20 protein-coding genes are annotated in these 22,658 nt (G+C 55.3%); 11 read left to right on the top strand and 9 right to left on the bottom strand.

Annotation, left to right across the window (positions count from 1 at the left end; translation table 11 throughout):
* The first annotated feature begins 2 nt into the window (after positions 1-2).
* Positions 3-1,700, top strand: coding sequence for a potassium channel family protein (locus AC01ZF_RS00455; protein WP_424674992.1), 1,698 nt, complete (start codon positions 3-5; stop codon positions 1,698-1,700).
* 2 nt (positions 1,701-1,702) lie between these two features.
* Here the strand turns inward: AC01ZF_RS00455 and AC01ZF_RS00450 are convergent, their stop codons facing one another.
* Positions 1,703-3,313 carry an amidohydrolase gene (locus AC01ZF_RS00450; RefSeq protein WP_424674993.1) on the bottom strand — a complete coding sequence of 537 codons (1,611 nt, stop codon included), beginning with the start codon at positions 3,311-3,313 and terminating at the stop codon, positions 1,703-1,705.
* Between the two features lie 353 nt (positions 3,314-3,666).
* The gene (locus AC01ZF_RS00445) at positions 3,667-4,599 is read right to left on the bottom strand and encodes an AEC family transporter (protein ID WP_476575019.1); all 933 of its coding nucleotides are present in this window, start codon (positions 4,597-4,599) and stop codon (positions 3,667-3,669) included.
* Positions 4,600-4,942: 343 nt separating this feature from the next.
* Between AC01ZF_RS00445 and AC01ZF_RS00440 the strand changes: the two genes are divergently transcribed.
* From AC01ZF_RS00440 to AC01ZF_RS00400, 9 genes are all read left to right on the top strand, one after another.
* Entirely contained in the window at positions 4,943-5,554 is a 612-nt protein-coding gene (locus AC01ZF_RS00440) for a hypothetical protein (RefSeq protein WP_476575018.1), read from the top strand.
* Positions 5,555-5,567: 13 nt separating this feature from the next.
* Positions 5,568-8,564: a DUF11 domain-containing protein gene (locus AC01ZF_RS00435; RefSeq protein WP_476575017.1), complete on the top strand. Its 2,997-nt coding sequence runs from the start codon at positions 5,568-5,570 to the stop codon at positions 8,562-8,564.
* 53 nt (positions 8,565-8,617) lie between these two features.
* Positions 8,618-8,830 (top strand): hypothetical protein, encoded by a 213-nt coding sequence (locus tag AC01ZF_RS00430; RefSeq protein ID WP_424674996.1) that lies wholly within the window; start codon positions 8,618-8,620, stop codon positions 8,828-8,830.
* Between the two features lie 185 nt (positions 8,831-9,015).
* Positions 9,016-9,252 (top strand): FmdB family zinc ribbon protein, encoded by a 237-nt coding sequence (locus AC01ZF_RS00425; protein WP_476575016.1) that lies wholly within the window; start codon positions 9,016-9,018, stop codon positions 9,250-9,252.
* 2 nt (positions 9,253-9,254) lie between these two features.
* The gene (locus AC01ZF_RS00420; RefSeq protein ID WP_424674997.1) at positions 9,255-10,229 is read left to right on the top strand and encodes a sugar phosphate nucleotidyltransferase; all 975 of its coding nucleotides are present in this window, start codon (positions 9,255-9,257) and stop codon (positions 10,227-10,229) included.
* Positions 10,230-10,235: 6 nt separating this feature from the next.
* On the top strand, positions 10,236-11,285 hold the full coding sequence (locus tag AC01ZF_RS00415; protein ID WP_424674998.1) for a hypothetical protein: 1,050 nt from the start codon (positions 10,236-10,238) through the stop codon (positions 11,283-11,285).
* 243 nt (positions 11,286-11,528) lie between these two features.
* Positions 11,529-11,675 carry a hypothetical protein gene (locus AC01ZF_RS00410; protein WP_476575015.1) on the top strand — a complete coding sequence of 49 codons (147 nt, stop codon included), beginning with the start codon at positions 11,529-11,531 and terminating at the stop codon, positions 11,673-11,675.
* A 32-nt stretch (positions 11,676-11,707) separates the two neighbouring features.
* Positions 11,708-13,459 (top strand): PhoX family protein, encoded by a 1,752-nt coding sequence (locus AC01ZF_RS00405; protein ID WP_476575014.1) that lies wholly within the window; start codon positions 11,708-11,710, stop codon positions 13,457-13,459.
* Positions 13,460-13,666: 207 nt separating this feature from the next.
* Positions 13,667-14,020 carry a c-type cytochrome gene (locus AC01ZF_RS00400; RefSeq protein ID WP_428131754.1) on the top strand — a complete coding sequence of 118 codons (354 nt, stop codon included), beginning with the start codon at positions 13,667-13,669 and terminating at the stop codon, positions 14,018-14,020.
* A 53-nt stretch (positions 14,021-14,073) separates the two neighbouring features.
* Here AC01ZF_RS00400 and AC01ZF_RS00395 read toward each other — a convergent pair whose 3' ends face one another.
* From AC01ZF_RS00395 to AC01ZF_RS00375, 5 genes are all read right to left on the bottom strand, one after another.
* Positions 14,074-14,343, bottom strand: a complete 270-nt coding sequence (locus tag AC01ZF_RS00395; protein ID WP_476575013.1) for a hypothetical protein — start codon at positions 14,341-14,343, stop codon at positions 14,074-14,076.
* Between the two features lie 221 nt (positions 14,344-14,564).
* The gene (locus AC01ZF_RS00390; protein ID WP_476575012.1) at positions 14,565-15,629 is read right to left on the bottom strand and encodes an NADH:flavin oxidoreductase/NADH oxidase; all 1,065 of its coding nucleotides are present in this window, start codon (positions 15,627-15,629) and stop codon (positions 14,565-14,567) included.
* Between the two features lie 92 nt (positions 15,630-15,721).
* Complete coding sequence (locus AC01ZF_RS00385) at positions 15,722-16,987, bottom strand: MFS transporter (RefSeq protein ID WP_424675003.1); 1,266 nt, start codon at positions 16,985-16,987, stop codon at positions 15,722-15,724.
* 75 nt (positions 16,988-17,062) lie between these two features.
* A complete protein-coding gene (locus tag AC01ZF_RS00380; RefSeq protein WP_476575011.1) occupies positions 17,063-18,433 on the bottom strand; it encodes a GH1 family beta-glucosidase in 1,371 nt (456 codons plus the stop codon).
* 141 nt (positions 18,434-18,574) lie between these two features.
* On the bottom strand, positions 18,575-20,416 hold the full coding sequence (locus tag AC01ZF_RS00375) for an ABC1 kinase family protein (RefSeq protein ID WP_424675005.1): 1,842 nt from the start codon (positions 20,414-20,416) through the stop codon (positions 18,575-18,577).
* Positions 20,417-20,562: 146 nt separating this feature from the next.
* Here AC01ZF_RS00375 and AC01ZF_RS00370 point away from each other — a divergent pair, with 146 nt between their 5' ends.
* Entirely contained in the window at positions 20,563-20,919 is a 357-nt protein-coding gene (locus tag AC01ZF_RS00370; RefSeq protein WP_424675006.1) for a hypothetical protein, read from the top strand.
* 21 nt (positions 20,920-20,940) lie between these two features.
* Here AC01ZF_RS00370 and AC01ZF_RS00365 read toward each other — a convergent pair whose 3' ends face one another.
* Together AC01ZF_RS00365 and AC01ZF_RS00360 are read right to left on the bottom strand one after the other, a co-directional pair.
* Positions 20,941-21,579, bottom strand: a complete 639-nt coding sequence (locus AC01ZF_RS00365; protein ID WP_424675007.1) for a hypothetical protein — start codon at positions 21,577-21,579, stop codon at positions 20,941-20,943.
* A 384-nt stretch (positions 21,580-21,963) separates the two neighbouring features.
* On the bottom strand, positions 21,964-22,656 hold the full coding sequence (locus AC01ZF_RS00360; protein ID WP_424675008.1) for an Rcas_1661 family thioredoxin-like (seleno)lipoprotein: 693 nt from the start codon (positions 22,654-22,656) through the stop codon (positions 21,964-21,966).
* Positions 22,657-22,658 lie beyond the last annotated feature (2 nt).

Here is a 22,658-nt window from a genome sequence, read left to right as displayed (position 1 = left end):
CTATGGCTCAAGACATACGTCTTACCCGACTGAAACGTCGGCGTTTCGCATTTTGGCGCTTAATCATAGCTAATATCATCGATGATGTACGCATTGTGCGCGAAGCGTGGTTCCCGGTGAGCGCATTAGTGCTGGTGCTTGGTAGTTGTACGCTCTACCTGCGCTGGTTTTATTTACCTGACTACTGTGATTGTCAGCCGGATACTGCGGTTGCCCTGTTTGAAACGCTCAAGTTGTTGTTGTTTCAGACCGATCTCTCACTGCCGGATGAGATTATTGGACGGACACTCTTCTTTCTGACTCCGCTGCTTGGTCTCTTCTTCCTATTGCAAAGTGCAGTTGATGTAGGCCGACTGCTGGTCGATAAGCGGACCCGGCCAGAGCATTGGCAAGCAGCGCTGGCTGCTACGTATCGCGGACACATGATCGTCTGTGGTTTAGGACGGGTTGGCTACCGTGCCGTGTTGCAACTGCTCGATTGTCGGCGCGAGGTGGTGGCGATTGAGGCCAATCCGGCCTGCGAGTTTATTCCGACACTGATCAGCTTGGGTGTGCCGGTGATCTACGGTGATGCCCGCGATCCGGCAGTGTTGATCCGGGCCGGGTTGCGGCGGGCACAGGGACTGATTGCTACAATTGACGATGACCTCAAGAATGTGGAAATTGCTTTATCCGCTCGTCGGATCCGCCCTGAATTGCCAACAGTCCAACGGATCTTCAGCCGTGCCCTCGATGCTCGGATCGAGCGCACGTTTGGCCGCAATTCGGCCTTCAGCCCGGCGGCGCTGGCTGCACCAACCTTCGCTGCCGCGCTGATGAGCACGACGGTGCGTTACGTGCTTGATCTGCCGGCCGGGTTGCTTGGGGTGGCGTACCTTACCGTGAGCAATGATAGCCCTCTGCTTGGGCCGGTGGCCGAAATGGAGCAACGGTTTGGAGTACGGCGCTTACCCGGTCCTAGTTCGCAGTTCGACATTTTGCCCAGCGAAGAGTTGGTATTAGTGGGTTCGTTGCCGGCACTCGAAGCGGTGCAATTGGCTAATCGTCCGCAGCGAGTGCGGCGTAATGGTGGCTTGATTGTATGTGGGTTGGGTAAAGTGGGGACGCAAGTGGTCCGATTGTTGATCCGAGGCGATCCATGCCCATCGCTCACCGTCATTTGCACAGTCGAGACACCCCAACGCTATATCGAAGTCTTGACCGCGCAGGGTGTGCGTGTCTTGCGCGGTGATGCTCGTGACTCAGAATTGTTGCGGGAAGCCGGTATCGAGCATGCATCGGCGCTGGCCGCTCTCTATAGCGATGACCTGCTGAACCTACAGATTGGGTTGGCCGTGCGGAGTATGTACCCCGATGTACACCTTGTCTTGCGCGTCTTTAGCGATGTGTTGGCCGACCGCTTAGCCGATCTGTTTGGGATTCACACGGCCTTCAGTACGTCGGCACTGGCTGCACCGAGCCTCGTTGCCGCAGCGCTGTTGCCGGATGTCGAAGCAGCTTTTGATGTCGGTGATCAACTGTTGGTGGTGCGTCGCCAGATCATTATCGATCGGCGGGTTGGTCAGACGGTCGCCGAATTGCGAGCCGCCGGTCAATTGCCGCTGAGTGTCCGCCGCAATGGTGATTTCCAATGGCTGCCACCCGATCAGTTTGTGATCGAGTGTGGTGATGAGTTAGAGGTGCTTACATATTTGACGTAAGATTAGCGTGTAAAGACCACCTTACCCCCGACCATCGTCAGCATCACCCGCGCTGTTGCTATTTGATCGGGCGGACCGACCGTGATGTCACGGTCGAGCAAGATCACGTCCGCCAGGTAACCGGCATCGAGTCGACCCAATTCGTGCTCGCGGAAGCCGGCGTAGGTAGCCCATGTGGTGTAGCCGGCCAACGCCTCGGTCATCGTCAACCGCTGATCGGGAAAATCCCTCTCAGGCGAGCTAACATCGAGCTTCCCGCGTGTGCAAGCCACCTGCATCCCCCGTAGTGGATTGGGATCGGCTACCGGCCAGTCGCTACCCAAAGCCATTCGTGCTCCGGCCCGCAACAGGTCTCGCCATGGGAAGCCATACCGCAAGCGTTGCCTTCCTACCAACCGCCACCACGGGTTTGCTTGATCCATCCCGAAATCGACATGCACCGGCTGGACCGAAGCGATAACGCCGAGGGCAGCAAAGCGCAGGAGATCGGCCGGATCGACGATCTCGGCGTGTTCGACCCGGTGGCGGGCATCGCGCCGGCCATTGGCCTGTTGTGCCGCGGCAAAGGCGTCGAGCGTTTGGCGCACGCCGCCATCACCGATGGCGTGAACACAGACTTGCAGTCCGGCAGCGTCGGCGCGGGTGATCAGATCGACAAACTCAACCGGATCGTAATTTGCTGTGCCACACTCACCGCTGCCATCGGCGTAAGGCGCCAACATCAACGCCGTCTTCGCTTCAACCACGCCGTCAACAAATAGTTTCACCGCATCGGTTTGTAGAAAGGGGTGGGGATGCTGGTGGGCATCAGCAGCCCACATCGTAATCCGGTGCGGGTCGGTACCGGGTGATACCGAGAGCGGTAAACGGATACGGAGGGTTAATTCGCCCGCAGCCGCCAATTCACGGTAGCGGGTGCGCTGTGCTTCGTCGCCGTCCATGTTGTGGACGCAGGTCAGACCCAAACCGGCTAGTTCGTGCAAGGCGCGACGGAGCAAATGGCGAAGCTCGGTTTCGTTTGGTTCAGGTATCCAGCGCCGCACGAGATCCATGGCTGGTGCTTCGCGTAGCTCACCGGTTGCCAGGCCATCATGCCCCATGACGATGGTACTCAAGGGGTTGCCTGTCTCAGCTCCGTGCAGGATACCCGCAATCTGCAATGCCGCCGTATTAACCCACGCCGTATGACCATCGAACGCAGTCAGCAACACTGGCCGGTTGGGAACGACGGCATCGAGGAGACGCCGATTGGGCAGTTGATCGGCGCTAAACAGACGATAACGCCAACCCCGTCCGACCAGCCATGGTAGGTTTGGATTGGCGGCAGCATAAGCAGCCAGACGAGCTTGCAGATCAGCGACGCTCTGGGCATCTTCAAGGCGCAGCATGCCAAGTGCACGTGCCCCGTTGTGCAGATGAAAATGGCAGTCGGTCAAGCCGGGCAGCGCCAACATCCCACCACCGTCGATCACATGAGTGGTAGCCGATTGCCACTGCGATGCGTTCCCATCAGGGCCAGACCAAACAATGCGATCACCATTGATGGCGATTGCATACCGACCGGGTTGGCCGGGCAACACAATATTGCGAAGGATAAGATCGATTGATGACATACGGCATTTCTTTCTAGTTAGTTGATTAGGTTAGGGCAATGTATGCAGGGATGCAAAGTAGAATGGTGGACGGGATTAGACACGATAGGCTAGGGTGCGATGCAGTAGGGGTGCAACGGTCAGGATGGGGTGGTTAGGTAGAGGTACAGCGCGTTGTCCCCTCCCTCCAACTTCACCCCCATCGCCCCCCTTTTACCCGTCCGCCCAATAGCTAGTCACCAGTGTGTACCCGTCTGTGCCGTGTTGACCGACCCGGTGCGTGCCGTCACGCGTCGGTCTGAGAGTCGTCTGCCCGGTGGTAGGTACCGGGGAGGTATATTGGCGTACTCGTCATCCGCTGCTTTTTCGGTTTGTTACCGAACGAAACTCAACAACACACTCAACATGATCAAACTGGCAAACGATGACACCACGACCGTGCTGACAACCAACTGCGGATTGGTATCAAACTCAATTGCGAGAATTATCGTATTGACTGCTGTCGACATTCCGGCCATCATCACACCGACACCTAGCGCGATCCCGTCAAGACCTATCAGGTGGGCAAGGCCAAAGGCAAGGAGCGGGGAGATGATCAGGCGGATGACGGTTGCAAAAGCGACCATTGTCGGCTGCACAATTGGTGCGCCAGCACCGAGTTGCACTCCCAGAATGAGCAGCATGACCGGTAGTGCTGCTTCACTGAGCAAAGTTACTCCCTCGAAGAGACTATGCGTGATCCCGGTTGCGGTAGCCGGGTTAAACCCCACCGCTCGTAACATCAATGCACCGGCTACGGCGTAGATTTGCGGCATATGGATCAGCCGTCGAAACACTTGTTGCCAAGTACGGCGATTTGCACCGACTGCACCGGAGGCTGCGACCACGACGCCTAATGTCTGTGCCATAATTGATTGCATGATAAAGTAGAACACACCAAGCGTAAAACCCGTTTCACCGAACGCAAACCGCGATGCCGGTAAGCCGTAGTTCCCCGAATTCATGAACATACTGGTAAGGAACAGTGCTGTCACTTCTTTTCCGGTCAGACCCAGCAGCAGAGTACTTAGCCAGACGGTTAGCGCCATTACTGCCAGTACTGCTACCGCAAAGATGAGCATCTTGCCCGCCATCGGTCCACTGAGGTCGGCGCGTACCAGAGCCACAAAGATCAATGTTGGGCTAAGACCGTAAATCATCAGGCGGTTAAGTGTTAGCAGATCGAGCGGCAAAGCGCGCCGAAGCGCAAATCCTGCTGCTGCCACGACGGCAATCGGCAAAAGCACCTCAATTAGTACTGCCAGCATAACATTTCTCACCAAGCAATCGTTTACAAGTCAAATATCATAGCATAGGTTATTGCAACCGGATGCGCGTACTGTTGGTAACGGAGGATGTACACTTGGTACCGGCTAACGATCTAGGAAATAGGAGGGATTTATTTTGGTAACAGAAGCATGGTAGACTCAAAGTACTGGCCGTAATGTTACATAAAAGTTCACCAAACGGGGATAATCTATGCAGCAACGTAGGCGATGGTGGTCAGTGCTGATGCTATTCATTCTTACGACCGTATTTCCTGTATTGCCTGCCCAAGCCACTGATAGATCAGCTCCTGCTACGTCTGCAATAGCAGAGCAGCAGCCCCTTATGCTGACCGATCCAGCAGAGGAGCCGAATCCGATAACCCTTACTCAGAGTGGGGTAAGTGTCTCGATTATACCTTCACCCAATCGATTGCGATCTGGTCAAGATTTGATCTACACCGTGTCGTATGTGAATAACAGTGGTGGGCCACTGAATAATGTGCGTATTAAGGTGACGTGGAACTTTTGGAGTGTTGCCCGCCCAACCACGCTCAATGCCGATCAGTTTCAACAACACTGCCGAGATACCGGGGTAAATGCGTGTGCACCACTGAATATCTCTGGGTCAAGTGTCGCACGGAGTAGTAGCCCAGATTACAACTCAACTACCAAGGTTGGCAGCTTTACGTACACCATTAATGACGGTAATCCGCTCGCCAACGGTGCTAGTGGTAGTTTCCAGATCGCGTTGCGGGTGCCGGAGTTTGTCTTTCCTGTTTTTGGTAAAGATCCCCGGCGGCCTTCCGCTTCAGCCGAGTTCTATGTTGGTAATGAAAGTACTGCCCGCGCCATTGCCAACGGTTCGGCATTGGTTGAAGGACCTCTCTTCAAGCTTGAGAAAGAGCGCACGGCCAGCGGCCTGACTGCGCGTATCTTTACCTACGCAAACCGGTGAGTATCGATTGCGTTTGACGAATGTTGATCGTGAAGATGCGATAACGGCTACTAATGTGCAATTAACTGACATCGTGCCGTTTGGGGCAGAGTTTGTAAGCAGTGTGCGCGGGCCTGATCGAACCAACTTCCCCCCGACTCAGATAACTATCGGTGGCCGTCCGGCATTAGTATGGACGATACCCCAGCTTCAGCTTGGCCAATCGATTGATATCTTTGTGACCTTTCGTAAGCTTGATCTTAGCCCATGCGACCGCATGACCAATCGCAAGACCGATTACTATGTCACCAGCGATGAGATGCCGTTCAAGCTGAACACGACCGAGCGCTATACAAGTGCGCCACAAACCGGTGATGTAACGTATAACGTGCGGCCGCCGGTTGAGGTGGTGTTTGGTTCAACTCAAACGGTAATTTTTGGCGAACGCGGCAGTTTTACCTTTAAGGTTCGCAACTACTGGCCGCAACCCCTCAATAACTTGCAGGTCAAGATCGAGTTGCAGCCAAATGTTCGTTACGTACCGGGTAGTGCCAGTAATGTTGGTTCATTCACCGTGCAGCCGCCGAGTGCGGGTAATGGCGGTATCCTCCTGTGGACGTTCAATATACCGGCAGGAAACATCAATACGCCAGTGGAGCAAAGCTTCTCGTTCGAAGTGACAGCGCGTTATTCGACAGCGGGCAACGGTACTGGTTCCGGTACGACCATTGGTAGTGTGGTAGTCCCGTCCGGTGTGCCGTCGAATTGTAACGTGGGGGATATAGGCGGATTCAAAGTCATGCCGCGGCTCGTGGTTGCCAAGTATTCGGAGGCTGAAAGGAGTGGTACGACCTACATCGCACGTAATAATCAGCCGTTCGAGTATGTCATCTCGCTTACCAATAACGGTTCGAGCCCGATGACCAATATCGAGGTGCATGATTTGTTACCGGCCGGTAATGGGGCTGACTTTAGTTACGTTCTGAATAGTGCAACCATTGATGATGGAGATCGGACAACTGCTAGTCCCTTTGAACCGGCGCAAGGTACAACAGTTGTCGGTTCCACCGAGCATCAAACGTTAAGTTGGAGCGGAATCGTGCTTAACCCTGGCGAAACACGCTACATCCGCTACAGTGTGATCACGCGTGGTCAGATCCAGACCCGCACCTATTGTAACGATCTCGATCAACAGCGCATGATGAACGCGTTGATCAATCCGGATACCAATCAGCCTCCTGAAGAAATCACCTTTGCGAGTGCGCGGGCCTGTGTGCGGATCATTCCAAACATTCAGGTGAGCAAGTTCTTCAGCGACGCCAACGGTGCTAATCTGGGCACGACTAAAATTATCACCGGGCCGGTGCCGGTAGGTGGGCAAGAGCTGTATTTCACACTTACCATTACCAATGCCGAAACAACGGCTACCTATACAGCCGGTCTTGTGGATTTTGCGCCACCTGAATTGGCATTTCGGTCAGTTGTCGCAACGAATTTGCCTGCCGACAAACGACAACCGGACATTGTCGGCAATAACCCGTGGGCGTGGCCCACGCTTAGTATTCCCCCTGGTCAGACCTACACGGTACGCATCCAGACGCTTTTTAATCCGGCTTGTGTCACCGCCCAATACAAGAATCAAGTCGGTTATGACTTCTTCGATTCAACAGCCGGTAGCAATGTCAGGATTTCCCCTCGACCTCCGGTTGAAGTCGTGATCGACTATCGTTGTGGTACGAACCGGCTTGATTACGAAATCAAGGTCGACCGGACAACGTTAGGTCTCCGTGATCGTGGTATCTTTACGTTAACGGTGCGCAATCTGAACACGAATGCTCCATTAAACGGGGTTCGTGCCTTTGCAATCTTGCCGCCACGCTACGTCTATAGTGAAACCAACAACAGTAACCAGTATATGTTTACCGGTCAGCGCGCGTTGTCCGATGGCCGCACCGAGTTGAGTTGGAACATAGCGCCTATTCCAGCCAGCGGTGTTGTCAATATTATCTTCTGGGCAGCGGCGGCTGATATTATTACTACGTCGGATGTGTATGCCTACGCGACTGCCGACAATTTGCTCTCGGCTACGTGTAGATCATCGAATCGTTGCACGACCTACACATATGATGGTCAGCAACATACAGTGGCATGGGAACGTGTGACGACGCAGCCGCTCCATACGTATACACCGCGTATCAGTGGGCTAACCGAGTGTGCTGTCTCCGGTGAAGAACGACTGTATTCGTTAACAATGCTTAACACCAATGTTGTGCCGTATCGGAATACTACCGTGACACTCACCTTACCAATCGGGTTGACCTATCTACGTCCCGATACTGGGATGCCGGCGCCAAGTCGTGTCATTCCGATTACCGAAGGTTCACAGGCCGGCAGTACTCAGCTTATCTGGGAAGGTTTGACCGTCCCGGCCAAACCGACGTCTGGAAACGTGAGTGAGCTGCCCTTGGCTGTCTGGCTGCGTGTCAGTCAGGTGTGGAGCGATCAGGCAACAAGGGCTGAAGTGTCTAGCCCTGATGGGGTCATTCCGATTACCGATGGTGAAGTTGATCCAACCGTGCGGATCTGCATTAATGGGCCGGCCATCGCGAAGACGGCTAGTGTGGCAACAGTACCGCTCACCGGTAGTGGGAGTGAGGAACCTACCTTCTTGTACCAAATTGAGGTCGTCAACCCGACCACGACGAGTATGACCGTCACGCTACGTGATGTATTGCCGGTTGGTGTGACGTATCGGGCGATGCTCACCGGACCGGCACCGGCAATTAGTAATAGTAACGGTCGAACTGTTCTGACGTGGACAAACCGCACGGTACCGGCTCAGAGTGGAGATATGCCCGGTCGGTTGACCGTACTCTTCCGGGTCACGGTGAACCCAGCGCAGGTGAGTGGTAATGTGGTGAATACGGTCGAGATTGTCAGTAGTTCGGTAGCGATTACCAACCAGTTCCTTGAGGCGCCGGTTGAGCTGGTGACGACTCGCTCGGTGTTTGTACCGGTGGTGATGCGTTAGGCAACGGGTGAGAGGGGCGTGTAACACGCCCCTCTTTCGCTTGGAGGATGTTGATGAATTGCTGGCATTGTAACCGGCCGGCCCACGGCGTCTGTATCTTCTGCGGTCGGGCAGTTTGTCGTGATCACGCGCAAGAGATGCCTCATATCGTAGCCCTGTTTGCCGATCGGAAAGGGAAGCACAAAGCGATTGTGACGGCCCGCGCCTTGTTTTGCGGTGTATGCGAACCGCGTGAAGACCCGATCGAATTGCCCGAATTGCGGTGATCGCCGGTGTACCATCTGGGCAAGCGAGTGGTTGTTCACCGCCGCAGCCTAAAGGTGACTCAATTTTTGCGTAACGTTATCGTGAAGATAAGTAAACCGTTATCCTATTGCCCAAATCGCCATGGTATAATGCGGTTGGGCCACGTCTGCCCCTACTTTTCCCCTGATGTTGACGAGGTGAGCGTATGCCGATGTACGAATATAGCTGTTTGGACTGTGCGCGCCAGTTCGAGCGGCTGTTGCCCATGTCTGCTACCGATCAGCTTGTTGTCTGTCCTTTTTGCCAAAGCACACACGTTCAACGCCGGTTGTCGTTGTTTGCTGCCCATAGTCGTGGAGGAACAACGGTAGAAACTGCACCGACCGCCGCCACTGGTGGCGGATGCAGTTGTAGCGGGTGTCATTGTGGGTCAGGGAGTTGATTATGCGTGTCATGATCCTTACCGCTGGCCTTGGCACCCGTCTGCGTCCCCATACCTTTGTTCGCCCCAAGCCACTGGTCAGTGTGGCCGGGAAGACGGTGTTGGCCCATATTATCGATTATCTGGCCCCGTTGCAGATCGATGAGCTGATCTGTGTGGTTGGCTATCTTGGCAATCAAATCGAAGAGTTTATGCGGGCCAACTATTCGTACCCAATGCGCTTTCTTGAGCAGAAGGTGATGCGTGGTCAGGCTGATGCAATTGCGTTGGCCCGCGAATTGACCGGCCCCTTGCTCGTGGTCTTCGGCGATGGGTTGTTGGAGTTTGATATTGAACGGCTTAACCAGCAGCCTGATTACGGCATCATTTACTGCAAAGAAGTTGAAGACCCGCGTCGGTTTGGGGTGGTTGTGGTCGAACACGGACGGATCGTGCGTCTAGTTGAGAAGCCGAGCGAGCCGATCTCGAATCTGGCCGTGGCTGGAATCTATTATGTGCCAGAAGCAAGCCGGTTGATGTCGGCGATCGACTATATCATGGAGAACAATATCCAGACCAAGGGGGAATTCTATTTGGCCGATGCATTACAGGTGATGATCGACCGCGGCGAAGAATTGCGGGCCGAGACGGTGCGCGTATGGTACGATTGTGGCACCATTGAGGCATTGCTCGATACCAACCGGTATTTGCTCGAAAATGGCCATAATCGGGCCGCTGAATATTCTAACGCGGTGATCATTCCACCCGTGAATATCGCACCCACGGCAGTTATTGAAGAAGCGGTGATTGGTCCGTATGTGTCGATTGCCGATGGGGCGGTGGTTCGGCAAGCTATTGTGCGCGACTCGATTATCAATGCCGGTGCGCAGATCCAATCGGTCATTATTACCCGCAGCTTAATCGGTGATCGAGCCCATGTGAGCGGTGTCAGCCAAGAGTTGAATGTCGGCGATATGTCGGATATTCGTTTCGGGTGAACCACTATGATTGCTTACAACTTCCATGCCGCAAGCAATGGCGCTCGCGGCGAGGCCAAGGGTGGCCGCTGGGAGTTGGCCTTGCCCGCGAGCGGGCAGGCGCCAGCATTGGTCGGGGTAGGACAGGATACTATGCTGAGTGCGGAGCGTGAGACGATCCGGCGATTGCATAGTGATGCTGATCCAACCGAAGCTCGTTTACTGACGGCAGTGTATGTTTCGCTCAAGACTCATCCGTGCGTAGTCCTGAGTGGCCGGGCCGGAGCCGGCAAAGCGGCGCTAGTGCAACATCTGATTACAGCGCTGGTTGGCTCTGACTCCGGTCAGTTTATTCGGATCGGTTCGGCCAAGTGGACAGCACAGAGTGGACAGCAGGAGTATTACCGCGATCTTCATACTCGCTTTGGCGATAGCCAGTTGAGTGAGGTGTTGGGCGAGGCCCAATCGCCCCAAGGCGCCGGTAAGCTCTACTTCGTCTTGTTTGATGGTTTAGCACCCGATGAGTTGTTCCACTACTTGCACGAACACTTGTATCTGTTACCGGTTGCTGCTAGGCCAGTAGCCGCGCCGTCGAATGTGTTGTTCATTGCCACGTTTCACCAACCGAACCAGTTGTCGGTGCGCGATGCGCAACTATTGGCCCATGCCCATCAGGTTAATGTCACCGCTTATCGGCAGCAGCCGCCCCAATTGCCACCGCCGCCGGTTGGTTTGCAACGAGCCATGATCCGCGACGCTGTCCGCGATGTGGTCGAAGCCCGCGATCGGTTGCGCCTGGTGTTCGGTGGGCCGCAGTTGCCGCAACTGAGCCCCTCGGCGCAAATTGCCGGCTTCCTGCGCTGGTATGGCCTCGCGCCCGATACCACGCTCGATAGTGATATGTGGCTGTTCTTGGCTAATAGTTTTGATCGTTACGGTAATGGTCTGTTCATTGCCGACCCGGTTCGTAATCTTCAGGTAGCCTACGACATACGAATGGTGCAGCGAGTGATGGCCCGGCTTGATCCGGCCAATGCTGCGCTTAGGCCCGAGTTGGCGCGGGCCGTTGGTTGTTGATACCTAATCCTCCTGTCGTTTCTGGCGCCGCTCTCTCAGCGCAGAGAGCGGCGTTGTTTGTTTCCGCATCTCGCCAGCGTCGATAATGTTATGCAGTGATCATTCTTGCTTAATCTTTGTTTCATATGTACATCAATTCTTGTTTATAAACATTCCATATAATCACGAATGCTCAGAACGTTTCCATCCCACGATACATTGGCGGTTCGCACCTAAGGGTAATTCTAAGGAGGTGATCATACTATGGGTGGTCGTGACGAAAAAGATAAATGGATTGTCCGTTCGCAGGCTGGGATTGGTCAGACGCTGGAAGAGGTGTTGGCACTGCGGATTTCGCGCCGTGGTATGCTCAAGACGTTGGCAATCGGTGGTTCGCTCGTCTTGTCTTGATCGGTTCGAGTCTGTCGGCTGTCGAGGAAGCGTTGGCTGCGAATCCTGGCTTGAAGTTCAAAGCGGTGAAGCCTACCGACCCGGATTTTGATGACGTGGTTGTACCGGAGGGATATTATGCGCGCACCCTCATTCGCTGGGGGGAGCCGTTGAGTGCCGATGCACCCGATTTCGATGTCTGGTTGCAGACGCCGGAAGCGCAGGTGAAGCAGTTTGGCTATAACTGCGACTTTGTTGGTTTCTTGCCATTGCCCTATGGTTCCAATACCTCGAACCGCGGTCTGCTCGTGGTTAATCACGAGTACACCAATGAAGAGTTGATGTTCCCGAAGTACGATTTTGAGAACCCGACACGTAATCAGGTCGATGTTGGAATTGCAGCCCATGGAATATCGGTGGTTGAAGTGGTGCGCGCGCCTAATGGTACGTGGAGCTATGTACGAAATTCACGTTACAACCGGCGGGTAAGCGGGTTTAGTGCGACCCGCCTGAGTGGCCCTGCCGCCGATCATCCGTGGATGCGGACTAGCGCTGATCCCGGTGCCGATGCGATTCTTGGCACGCTTAACAACTGTGCCGGTGGCAAGACCCCGTGGGGTACGGTGGTGAGCGGCGAAGAGAACTTCCACCAGTATTTCGCCAATCTCAATGGCCTTGACCGCAACGACTCACGCTATGCGGTGCATCGCCGCTATGGTATGCCGACGGCTGAATCGGAGCGCAAGTGGGAACGCTTCCACAGTCGATTTGATATTTCAAAAGAGCCGAATGAGGGTTTCCGTTTCGGCTGGTGCGTGGAAATCGATCCGTATGATCCATTGCGACCGGTGGTGAAGCGCACAGCGCTGGGACGCTTCCGCCATGAAGGAGCTACCTTTGTGGTTGCGCGCGATGGTCGGGTGGTTGGATATCAGGGTGATGATGCGCAGTTTGAGTATGTCTACAAGTTTGTTACCAACGGTAAATTCAACCCGCGCAATCGCGAAGCAAATATGAATTTGCTCGATGATGGTGTCTTGTACGTGGCAAAGTTTAATCCTGATGGAACCGGTGAGTGGTTGCCGCTGGTGTTCGGGCAAGGCCCGCTGACGCCGGAAAATGGCTTCCGCTCGCAGGGTGATGTGCTGATCAACACCCGTTTGGCTGCCGATCTTGTGGGGGCAACCAAGATGGATCGACCAGAGGACGTAGAAGTCAATCCGGTCAACCAGAAGGTGTACATCGCGCTAACCAACAACACCCGTCGCGGCGCGAGCGGCCAACCCGGCGTGGACGCAGCTAACCCGCGTCCCAACAATGCGTGGGGCCACATCATCGAGCTAACCGAACGCAATGACGATCACGCTGCTACCACGTTCCGTTGGGAGATTTTCATCTTGGCAGGGCTACCCTCGCAGCCTGACACCTATTTCGCCGGCTTCGACAAGAGCAAGGTCTCGCCGATTGGCGCTCCCGACAATGTGGCCTTCGACAGTCAGGGCAACCTATGGATTGCCACCGACGGCGCGCCGCGCGCAATCAAATTCAACGATGGTCTGTTCGCTGTGCCGGTGAGCGGTTCGCAGCGGGGCAACCTGCAACAGTTCTTCTCGTCGGTGGCCGGCAGCGAGGTGTGCGGGCCAGAGTTTACCCCCGACAACCGCACGCTCTTCCTAGCCATCCAACACCCCGGTGAGGGCAGTACCTTCGAGAACCCGAGCAGCACGTGGCCCGACCGGCAAGGCTTGCCGCGGCCCAGCGTGATCACGGTACAACGCTTCGATAGTGGTGTGATCGGATCGTAGTAGCGGTATGTAGTGCAATGCCGTGCGGTGATAGTGTTGCCACCGCACGGTATTGTGCTAAGACCCAACTGGTGGTATACGGGAGGTCCACGATGGTGCAAGTACCGGCGTGGATAACACAGTTGCTAGCCGGCGTTATGCTCATCGGTGTGATGGCCGGTTGTACGTCGCAGCGACCGGTCGCACCATCACCGACGCCGGTATTAGGTGAGCGGCGCCGATCTATTCTTTGGACGTGCACCGTTGGCCGGTGGTGTGCTATGCGTGACGTGTCATACGCTCAACGCGGGCGAGCGGGTTAGCATTGGTCCTAATCTGGCCGGGATTGGTCTGCGGGCAGGTGATCGTGTACCCGGATTGAGTGCACAAGCGTATCTTGAGCGTTCGATCCAGGTGCATGATGAGTTTGTTGTTCCCGGTTACCAAGCAGGGATTGTGCGCGCAGTGGTCGGTGATGATTACGGTAATCTCTTGCCGAACGAGCAGATTGCAGCGTTGGTCGATTTTCTGTTGCACCAGCAAGCAGAAGAGGTTGCCGATGGTGGAGTTGTGGCATTTTAGGCAACGCCAACGCTTGCCTCGCCAACTCCGTTGGCAACAGCGACATGGGCTTCTTAACCCACGCCAACGCTCGTCTCGCCAGTAACACCAAGCCCTTCACCGCCTAGTGCAACGTTCACCCCTCTACCGACATTGACGCTCACTGTTTTGGCGATGGTTACCCCTGCACCAATCTTCATCCCACCTACAACGACACCACTACCGGCGTCAACATTCATCCCATTGCCGCCCACACCAACGGCCGTGGTCGAGCCGACATCAATACCGCCGGTAGTCAGTGAGGCCGGTTTAGAACAGTACCTCGGTTGCGTTAACTGCCACAATTTACATCCACAACAGGTACAGATGCCTCACTCACTCAACCCGACCTGCAACGATTGCCACCGCGGTTCATCGAGTCGGGTTGGCTGCCCAACCTGTCACAGTATGCATCAGGTTGATAATCGGCATGAGCCAATCCCCGATCTGGCATGTCAGATGTGTCATCAGTGAGGTGAGAACAGTGCGGAGGAGCAAGGCACAAGGCAGCTCCTCCGACTAATCTTTACCACGCCCGCAGATACTGCGGTGGTGGTGCGAGATCGTGACCAAGGGTTCGCGCGGCACGCAGCGGCCAATGTGGGTCGCGGAGCAGTTCGCGGCCCAGCAGTACCAGATCGGCGTCGCCATTGCGAATAATCGCGTCGGCATGCTCGGCGCGGGTGATCAGACCGACCGCAGCGGTGGCGATGTTGGCCTCGCGACGGATCTGCGCTGCAAATGGTACTTGATACCCCTCTCTGACCGGGATAGTAATGCCGGGGGCAATCCCACCGGAACTGCAATCGATCAGATCAACTCCCTGTTCGCGTAGCATGCGCGCTACCTCTACCGTATCGGCGATGGTTAAACCTTCCGGTGTCCAGTCACTACACGAGAGGCGAACAGCAAGCGGGAGATCAGACGGCCATTCTGCGCGCACTGCGGCGGTTACTTCACAGAGCAGACGTGCTCGCCCACGGAGATCACCGCCGTACTCGTCGTTGCGGTCATTGCCAAGCGGCGAGAGGAAATTGTGGAGGAGGTAGCCATGGGCAGCGTGGATTTCGACCCAGCGGAAGCCGGCGGCTCGTGCGCGCTTGGTGGCGGTGGCAAAATCGGCCACAACCTTGGCAATACCGGCTGCATCGAGCGGGATCGGGGTGGGATAGCCGGGAGCAAACGGTTCAGCCGTCGGGCCGACCACCGGCCAGCCGCCGTTTGCCAGCGCAATCGGCTTGCCGCCTTCCCACGGGCGACCCACACTTGCTTTACGTCCGGCATGCGCTAATTGAATGCCGGCCACTGCACCGAGACTCTCGATCAGCTTAACAATACGGGAGAGGGCAGCGATGTGTTCATCGCGCCAGATGCCCAAATCGAACGGAGAAATCCGTCCCTCGGGCGAAACGGCCGTGGCCTCGAGAATGATAAGTCCAACCCCGCCGGCTGCCCGTGCTCCTAGATGCATCAGATGCCAATCGGTTGGGAAGCCGTCGACGGCACTGTATTGACACATCGGCGACATGCCGATCCGGTTGCGTAGGGTGACGCTGCCGATGGTCAGTGGTGTAAATAAATGTGGTTGCATGGCGCTCTCTCAGTAGTTGAATGACTACACACTGTTGTCAGTATACCTGTCCTTGGTATATACAGGCAAACGAGCAGCATGGTACAGCTCGGCTAAGGTGTGGGATTGTGCTGAGGAGACGGTGCGTGCCAGATGAAGAGCGTTGCATTGACTATCACTGCGATCGTGTAGCATAGTGCTGCGATGAGCAGGATCGGGGTAAAGCCGGCAATACTTTGGAGCTCGGCACTGATGGTGGGTCCGGCAATGTAGCCGACCGAGGCCGCCGCTCGGATAAGACCGATAACGGTAGGGTGATGTTCTGGTGGGGTTTGGCTCAGGGCGTGGGCCTCGAAGAGGGGCGTTGCCATATTCATAAGTGCGCTACGTAGCATTGCGATCAACGCTGCTATCGGGAGGACGGGGGCAAATGCTAGCGCGATCAGGCAGGGAATAGCGAGCGCCTGCGTTAGTACCACGCCTTGCATGCGGCCAATCCGCGCCGCGATTCGTGGCCCGGCGAGCGTCGCCAAACCAGTGGCGAGGCTGATGAGCGCGAACAACAGCCCGATAGCGGCGTCGGTGGCGGTGAAGCGTTGGCGAAAGAAGAGTCCGAGGTAGGGGATGAACAGCGCCGCGCCGAGTGAGATGAGCAGCGGCCCCGGGGCGAAGATGATCGCTTTGATGAGCGTGCGCCAAAGGTCACTGATCTCGCGGCGAATCGACGTCGCCGGTGTTGGTAATGGCTGTGCCGTGAGACGTAATCCCACCAACGGTAACCCAGCGAGAGCGACGATCGCTGCGCTGAGAGCGGCATTGAGCCGGTACGGCGCGATGGCATCACTCTCGAACAGCGCCACTCGCCACGCCGTCGCTAAACTGCCGGCGACCAGATTAGCGATACCGCCGATGATCAAGCTCAAGGCGGCGCTGCGGGCAAAAAGTCGATCGGGGCTGGACGTGCCGCTTAATTGCATCATGAGAGGTGGACCGGCCAGATTAAACAACACGCTGGCCGGCCCACTGAGGGCAATCCCACCGACCACCGTCCATGCTGTCAGCGGCGTGAGGTCTTCGCTGTGAGGTGACAACGCCAGGGTCAGCAGGGCTGAACCGTGTGCCAGGCATCCGAGGATCAATGTTGGACGTGCTCCCCACCGTCGCACGGCTTGCCATGCCACCGGCCCGCTGATACCACCGGCCAATACCGACACGCTGTTGAGGAGACCGATCAGCGGCAAATTACCGAATAGTGGTACTCTTAGCCGGTAAGTGCCATACCCGAGTTCGGCATAGGCAATAGTCGCAAACAACCAGCCCACCGTCAGACCGGTGGTCAACAGGCCAATGGCCAATAAATAACGATGATCGTTGCGCATATTATCGTATCAACACTGCCAACACCGGTTGTGTATTTTCAGCATGCCAAATCCTACCCTGAGACAAGCTGTGCTTCACAACCCATTCCGCGCGATGATGTCGCGATAGACATGGGCACTACGCTTCCAGACACGGCGTTGGGTAGCGTAATCGGTATAGATCAGTCCGAAGCGCTTGCTGAACCCTTTCGCCCACTCAAAATTATCGAGCAGTGTCCAGACAAAATAACCACGCAGATCGATCCCGGCGGTCAGTGCGCGATGGCAAGCTGCAATGTGAGAGCGGAGGTAAGCAACACGATCTGGGTCTTCAACGATCTGATCGTTGGGGCCGGGTGGAGGATCGTCGAACGCTGCGCCGTTTTCGGTGATGTATAGCGGAAGCGAGGTATACTCACGAGCCTTTTGTAACGCCTCAACGATACAATCGGGGTATATCTCCCAGCCCATCGCCGTCTTGGGGAGCGGCCCCGGCACCTGCTTCGTCATTAAAAACGGTTCGCGCCAGTCCAACGCATTGAAGAGCCGCGTGTAGGTGTTAATACCAAGAAAATCGATTGGCTGGCCGATAATCTCCATATCGCCGGGCTTAATCGGCGGCACGATCAGCCGGCGAGCAAAGTGAGCGACCAAATCGGCCGGGTAATGTCGGCGGAAGAGTGGTTCAAGAAAGAGCCGGTTCATTGCTCCGTCGATGCGCTGAGCAGCTTTACAGTCGGCAGGATGATCAGAGGCCGGATACTGCGGCCAGATCATGAGGACAATCCCGATCTGGGGCGGTGGTAGATCGGTGCATATCGGTTGCGGCTTGGTGGCGCGAAAAGCGCTCACTGCCAGCCCGTGTGACAGTAAAAGATGGTGTACAACGTGCAATACCCGCCACGGCACTCGCTTACCGGGCGCGTTTTCACCGTTGCCATAGCCGTAGAAGGCCTGAATAAACGGCTCGTTGTGGGTAGCCCAGAGCGCAACATCGCTACCGATCTGGCGAAAGAGATAATCAGCGTATTCGGCAAAATAAAAAGCCGTATCCCGGCTGATCCAGCCGCCGCGATCTTCAACCGCTTGCGGCAGATCCCAATGGTAGAGGGTTGCAACCGGGAGAATGTTGCGCCGGTGTAAGCCGTCGATGAGCCGGCGATAAAAATCAAGCCCGCGCTGATTGGGTTGACCGGTGCCATTGGGGAAGATGCGCGGCCATGCGATGCTGAAACGGTACGCTTTCAGCCCCATTGCCGCCATGTGGTCAAGATCTTCTTCGTAGCGGTGATAGTGGTCACAGGCGACATCACCGGTACTACCATCGGCAATGACACCGGGTCGGCGGACAAAGCGATCCCAAATGCTCTCGCCTTTTCCATCTTCGTTCCAGGCACCTTCAATCTGATAGGCAGCAGTGGCTGCGCCCCAGATAAAGTTCGTCGGAAAGCGGATTTCGTGGTTCATATCGATAACGCAAAGACGCAGAGTACGCAAAGTATAGAAACGCAAAGACGCAGAGTACGCAAAGTACGCAAAGTATAGTGTAGGATAGAATTATGAATCTTTGCGCTCTTTGCGCTCTTTGCGCTCTTTGCGCTCTTTGCGTTAACTATTACGCGGCCACAATGCCCACAGGATCGCTGCGGCGGCTGCCCACCACGCCCGATTTGCTTCGCGTTCAAGTCCCCGAGTGCGCAGTTGTACCCCACCGAGGAACAGGCCGGTCGCAAGCATACCACCTATCAACCGTTCAGTTGCTCGCTCGACACGTTTCATACTGCGTTCGAGCCGGCTCAAATCCGAGCGAGTTTGCAATTCGCCGCGGTTGGCTGCACGGTAATAGGCATCCATCTCGCGGGGGAGCGCCAGCAAAATGCGGCCTAATTCACTTAGCTCTTGTTGCAACTTCTCCATCCAATTTCCGTTACGTTGTTCTTGGGCGAGCATCGCTCGTGCGAACGGACGCAGTTCTTGGAAGAGGTTAATATCGGGGTAAATTTCGGTTGCTAATCCGGCCACCATACTCAAAGCGCGCCCCAGATACAACAAGTCTTGCGGAATCTGAAATGGCAGATCGTAGATCAAGTCTTTTGTTTCGGCCATAATGGCCTCAACATCAAGATTGGTCAACTCACGCACCGTGCGGTTAAACGAGTAGCGCAACATCGTCTCGATAGCCGCCTTAATCTGACGACGGTCGGCGCCGGGTAAAATCATGTTCAGTTGTTCGAGACAATTGAGAATACGGTCGGCGTCATTGGTTGCTAACCCAAGCACCCCTTGCCGCATTATCTCCATCGTCTCCGGTGTAAGTCGTCCGACCATGCCGAAATCGACAAAGATCAATGTGAACGGTGTGCCCGCGGGTGTCTCATCCGGCGCATGGTCAATCGGCAACTGCTGTTCGAGCACAGCATTAGTCAGATGGCCGTTGTTGCCGACCGGTGAGGGAGGTGCGGTAGGCCAGCTCGGCGTAAGCGAGGTATTCGTTTCTACCCGCACAAACAGATTGCCGGGATGCGGATCGGCGTGGAAGAAGCCGTCGATAAAAAATTGTTTGAGGTAGCAGTTATTGAGACGAGACGCCAGTTCAATCCGACTAACCCCTAACTGATCAAGAGTATGTAAGTCGGTAATCTTAATCCCGCTAATCCGCTCCATGACCAACACGCGGCGGGTGGTCAGCTCGAAGATTGGTTCAGGAATATAAATGCCAGGATGATGGGCGAAGTTCTGGCGAAAGATCGCTGCTGAGCGCGCTTCTTGGATATAATCAAGCTCTTGCACCAAGACTCGCGCAAACTCGGCTAACAGCGCTTCAAGATCGGCACGGCGGCGAATGGGTGGGTAGTTCTTGATCAAACGAACTACCCACGTCACTGCGCTCAGATCCACCTCGATAATTTTGTCAATCCACGGTCGCTGTACCTTGACCGCCACTTCACGCCCATCGTGGAGCACCGCGTAATGAACCTGGCCCAGCGAGGCCGCAGCAACACATGCTGTTTCAAAGCTGCGAAAAATCTCGCTAGGCGGGGCACCGAGTTCTTCCAGAATCACTTCCAGCACGTGGCCAGTAGGGGCCGGTGGTACCTCATCTTGCAGACCAGTCAATTCGCGGCGCACCACATCAGGAATAATGTCGGCACGTGATGAGAGAAATTGTCCGAGCTTGATTTGCATCCCGCCGAGTTCAACAGCCAGCATCCGAAAACGACGGGCGATATTCACCCAGCGGCGCAGCATCGTGCGCTGCACATACCAACGGAAGATGGCAAAGCGGGCGAGAAAGACATCCCATATATAGATATGGATAACAACGCCAAGAAAGAACGACGATACCCGCAAGAAGCGCTCACGCGGGCGAAAACGGGGTGGTTCGGTTGGACGGGGGACAGCGCCGGTATTGGCGGTTTCGGTTGCTTGGAGAGAGATTGGTTCACGCATAGGTTCCTACCAGTATTTCTATTTCGATTATACCAGAGGCGAAACTCAATCTCGCGACCGATCCGCACTGAATTCATAACCTTCTACTATACAGAGGGTACGTGCTATCACTTGATGTGCTACCGACGGGGTAGTCGCCAAGCTTTGTGATAGACGACATATGGGAATGGGTGCATAGTTTTGGTATCACCGGTATTATGACCATTGACAGTGTGCGACTGTTGACCGATAGCGCTGCAATTCTGTGGCGTCGGCTTAGCCAGTTTGGTTCGCCCGATCTGCTCGCCCGACGGGTTTCGTGTGATGAATGGCTTGCGACTATGCAACCCGGCCTCTCGATGGCTGATGAACAAGCCATTCGACGCGATTATCGACGACTGACGCGGCTTCTCGCTGAACTTGAAATGCTGACCCGCTCACACGAACAGGCAATCGCGTTGATTATGGATGCAATCCGCCAATCGGATGATACTCGTGGCGAACAAGCCTCGTTGTCATCGTAGGGACATCGTGTCGTGATGTCCCTACGGTGATGGTGTTACTTGAATTGGCCGAAAGGTCGGTGTAGGGGTTGGTGGCGGAGGTGTTTCGCACGTATACGTTGCGACAATCGTCTCATGCTCTCGTTCACGTACCACAATTTTGTGTGTGCCGACATGCTCTTCCCCGATCCGCAATTCGAGACGGAATGCACCACTGCGATCACTAAACCCACCGCCTACTGGACGATCATCAAACAACACGAGTAATGCAATTTGTGGACGAGTTGTACCACTGAGTTCGAGCCGATCATTAGGAGCACAGCGGAGTAACGATGATACCGTTGGAGTTGGGAAAGCGGTGGGTAGCGTAGTTTGGGTAAACGTTGGGCGTGGGACTGCTGTTGGTTGTGGAGTGCGCATAAGAGTCACGGTTGGGCTAGGTGTGATGTTGGGGGTTGGAGTTGCGGTACTGGCATTTGGTGTTATGGTTGCGGTAGCAGTGGGTGTTGCCGTTGGTGAAGCTGGCTGTAATCCACCGGCTTGAGCAGTTTGGGTATATATTGCGGCCACCGTCGCGGTACGTCGTGCGATCACAGCCGTTTGCGTCACTTGGCAGACACTGTCAGGATACGGGCCACAGTTGATTGGAATCTCAATACATCCCGGATACGTCGGCTGCACGTCACAGCTCACTTGAGCCCATGATGGACTGGGACTACTTGCCAGTGATAGCCACCCGAACAAAATGAGCCCAACAGCAATAATACTCAACGGCCAAACATAATGTGAACAAGCCATAGTATCGCTCAGGTAAATTAACGTGCATCTGTGTTGACGGATGCCAAAGGCTCAGCCTATCATCCTACAGTAATTTTAAGTGCTCTGCGAGCGATTTTATCCCGCATCATTCATACCCGCTTTGCAACGACTACGTGGATTAGACCTGGTGGGATGTAGGTGTTCTCAGGTTCAGATCATCACACCGCGATCCCCGGCAGTGTGTGTCTGTGATTAGTGAGGGCTTCAGGGAGCTATTTCTTGCACCTGCTGCACCTCCTGCACTCTTTACCGCTGTGCCGCCCGCTCAATGACTTGAGATAGTGCTTCAAAGCGCGGTATACCCACCAACGTCTCATTACCGATCCGAAACACTGGTCGGGCAAACACACCTTCAGCCGTTGCGGCGGCGTAATCAGCCTCAACTTGGGCACGGTACGTGTGTGCATCAAGACATGCACTAAAAGCATCAGCCGGGATACCTAACCCCTGGGCAAGATCGATCGTCGTCTCACGCGTATTGAAGTAAAGTTGATTATACCGCGCATACAACTCGTGGCGCATCTCCCAGAATTTACCATGATCGGCGGCGCATTCGCTGGCTTCGGCGAGCAATTGCGAGCGCTCCCCCAATTGGAGAAGATGTCGATAGACGAGACGAGCTTTACCGGTGGCGACAAAGGCCTCGATAACCTGTGGCTCAAGATCGATAGTGTAGATCGCGCAGGTCGTACAGAGAAAGTCAGAATAGACCATAATCGTGACCGGCGCGTCAGGATTTCCGAGGTAGTGGTAGCCTTCGGGAGTCCGACCACGCGGTAGGTCGGGGTAATATGCGGTAATTATCGGCTCACTCTGTGCAGTCACCGGTGTCGATGTTGGGGCACGGGTCGGTGGCAAGGTAGGAGTAACCGGTGTGGTAGTCATTTGTTCGGTACAGGCGGTGAGAATGAGTAATGAGAGTAATAAGAAACGGTACATAT

It is taken from the genome of Chloroflexus sp. (assembly GCF_056331925.1).
Note: the sequence above shows the minus strand (reverse complement) of the source record. Positions and strands in the feature narration are given on the sequence as shown.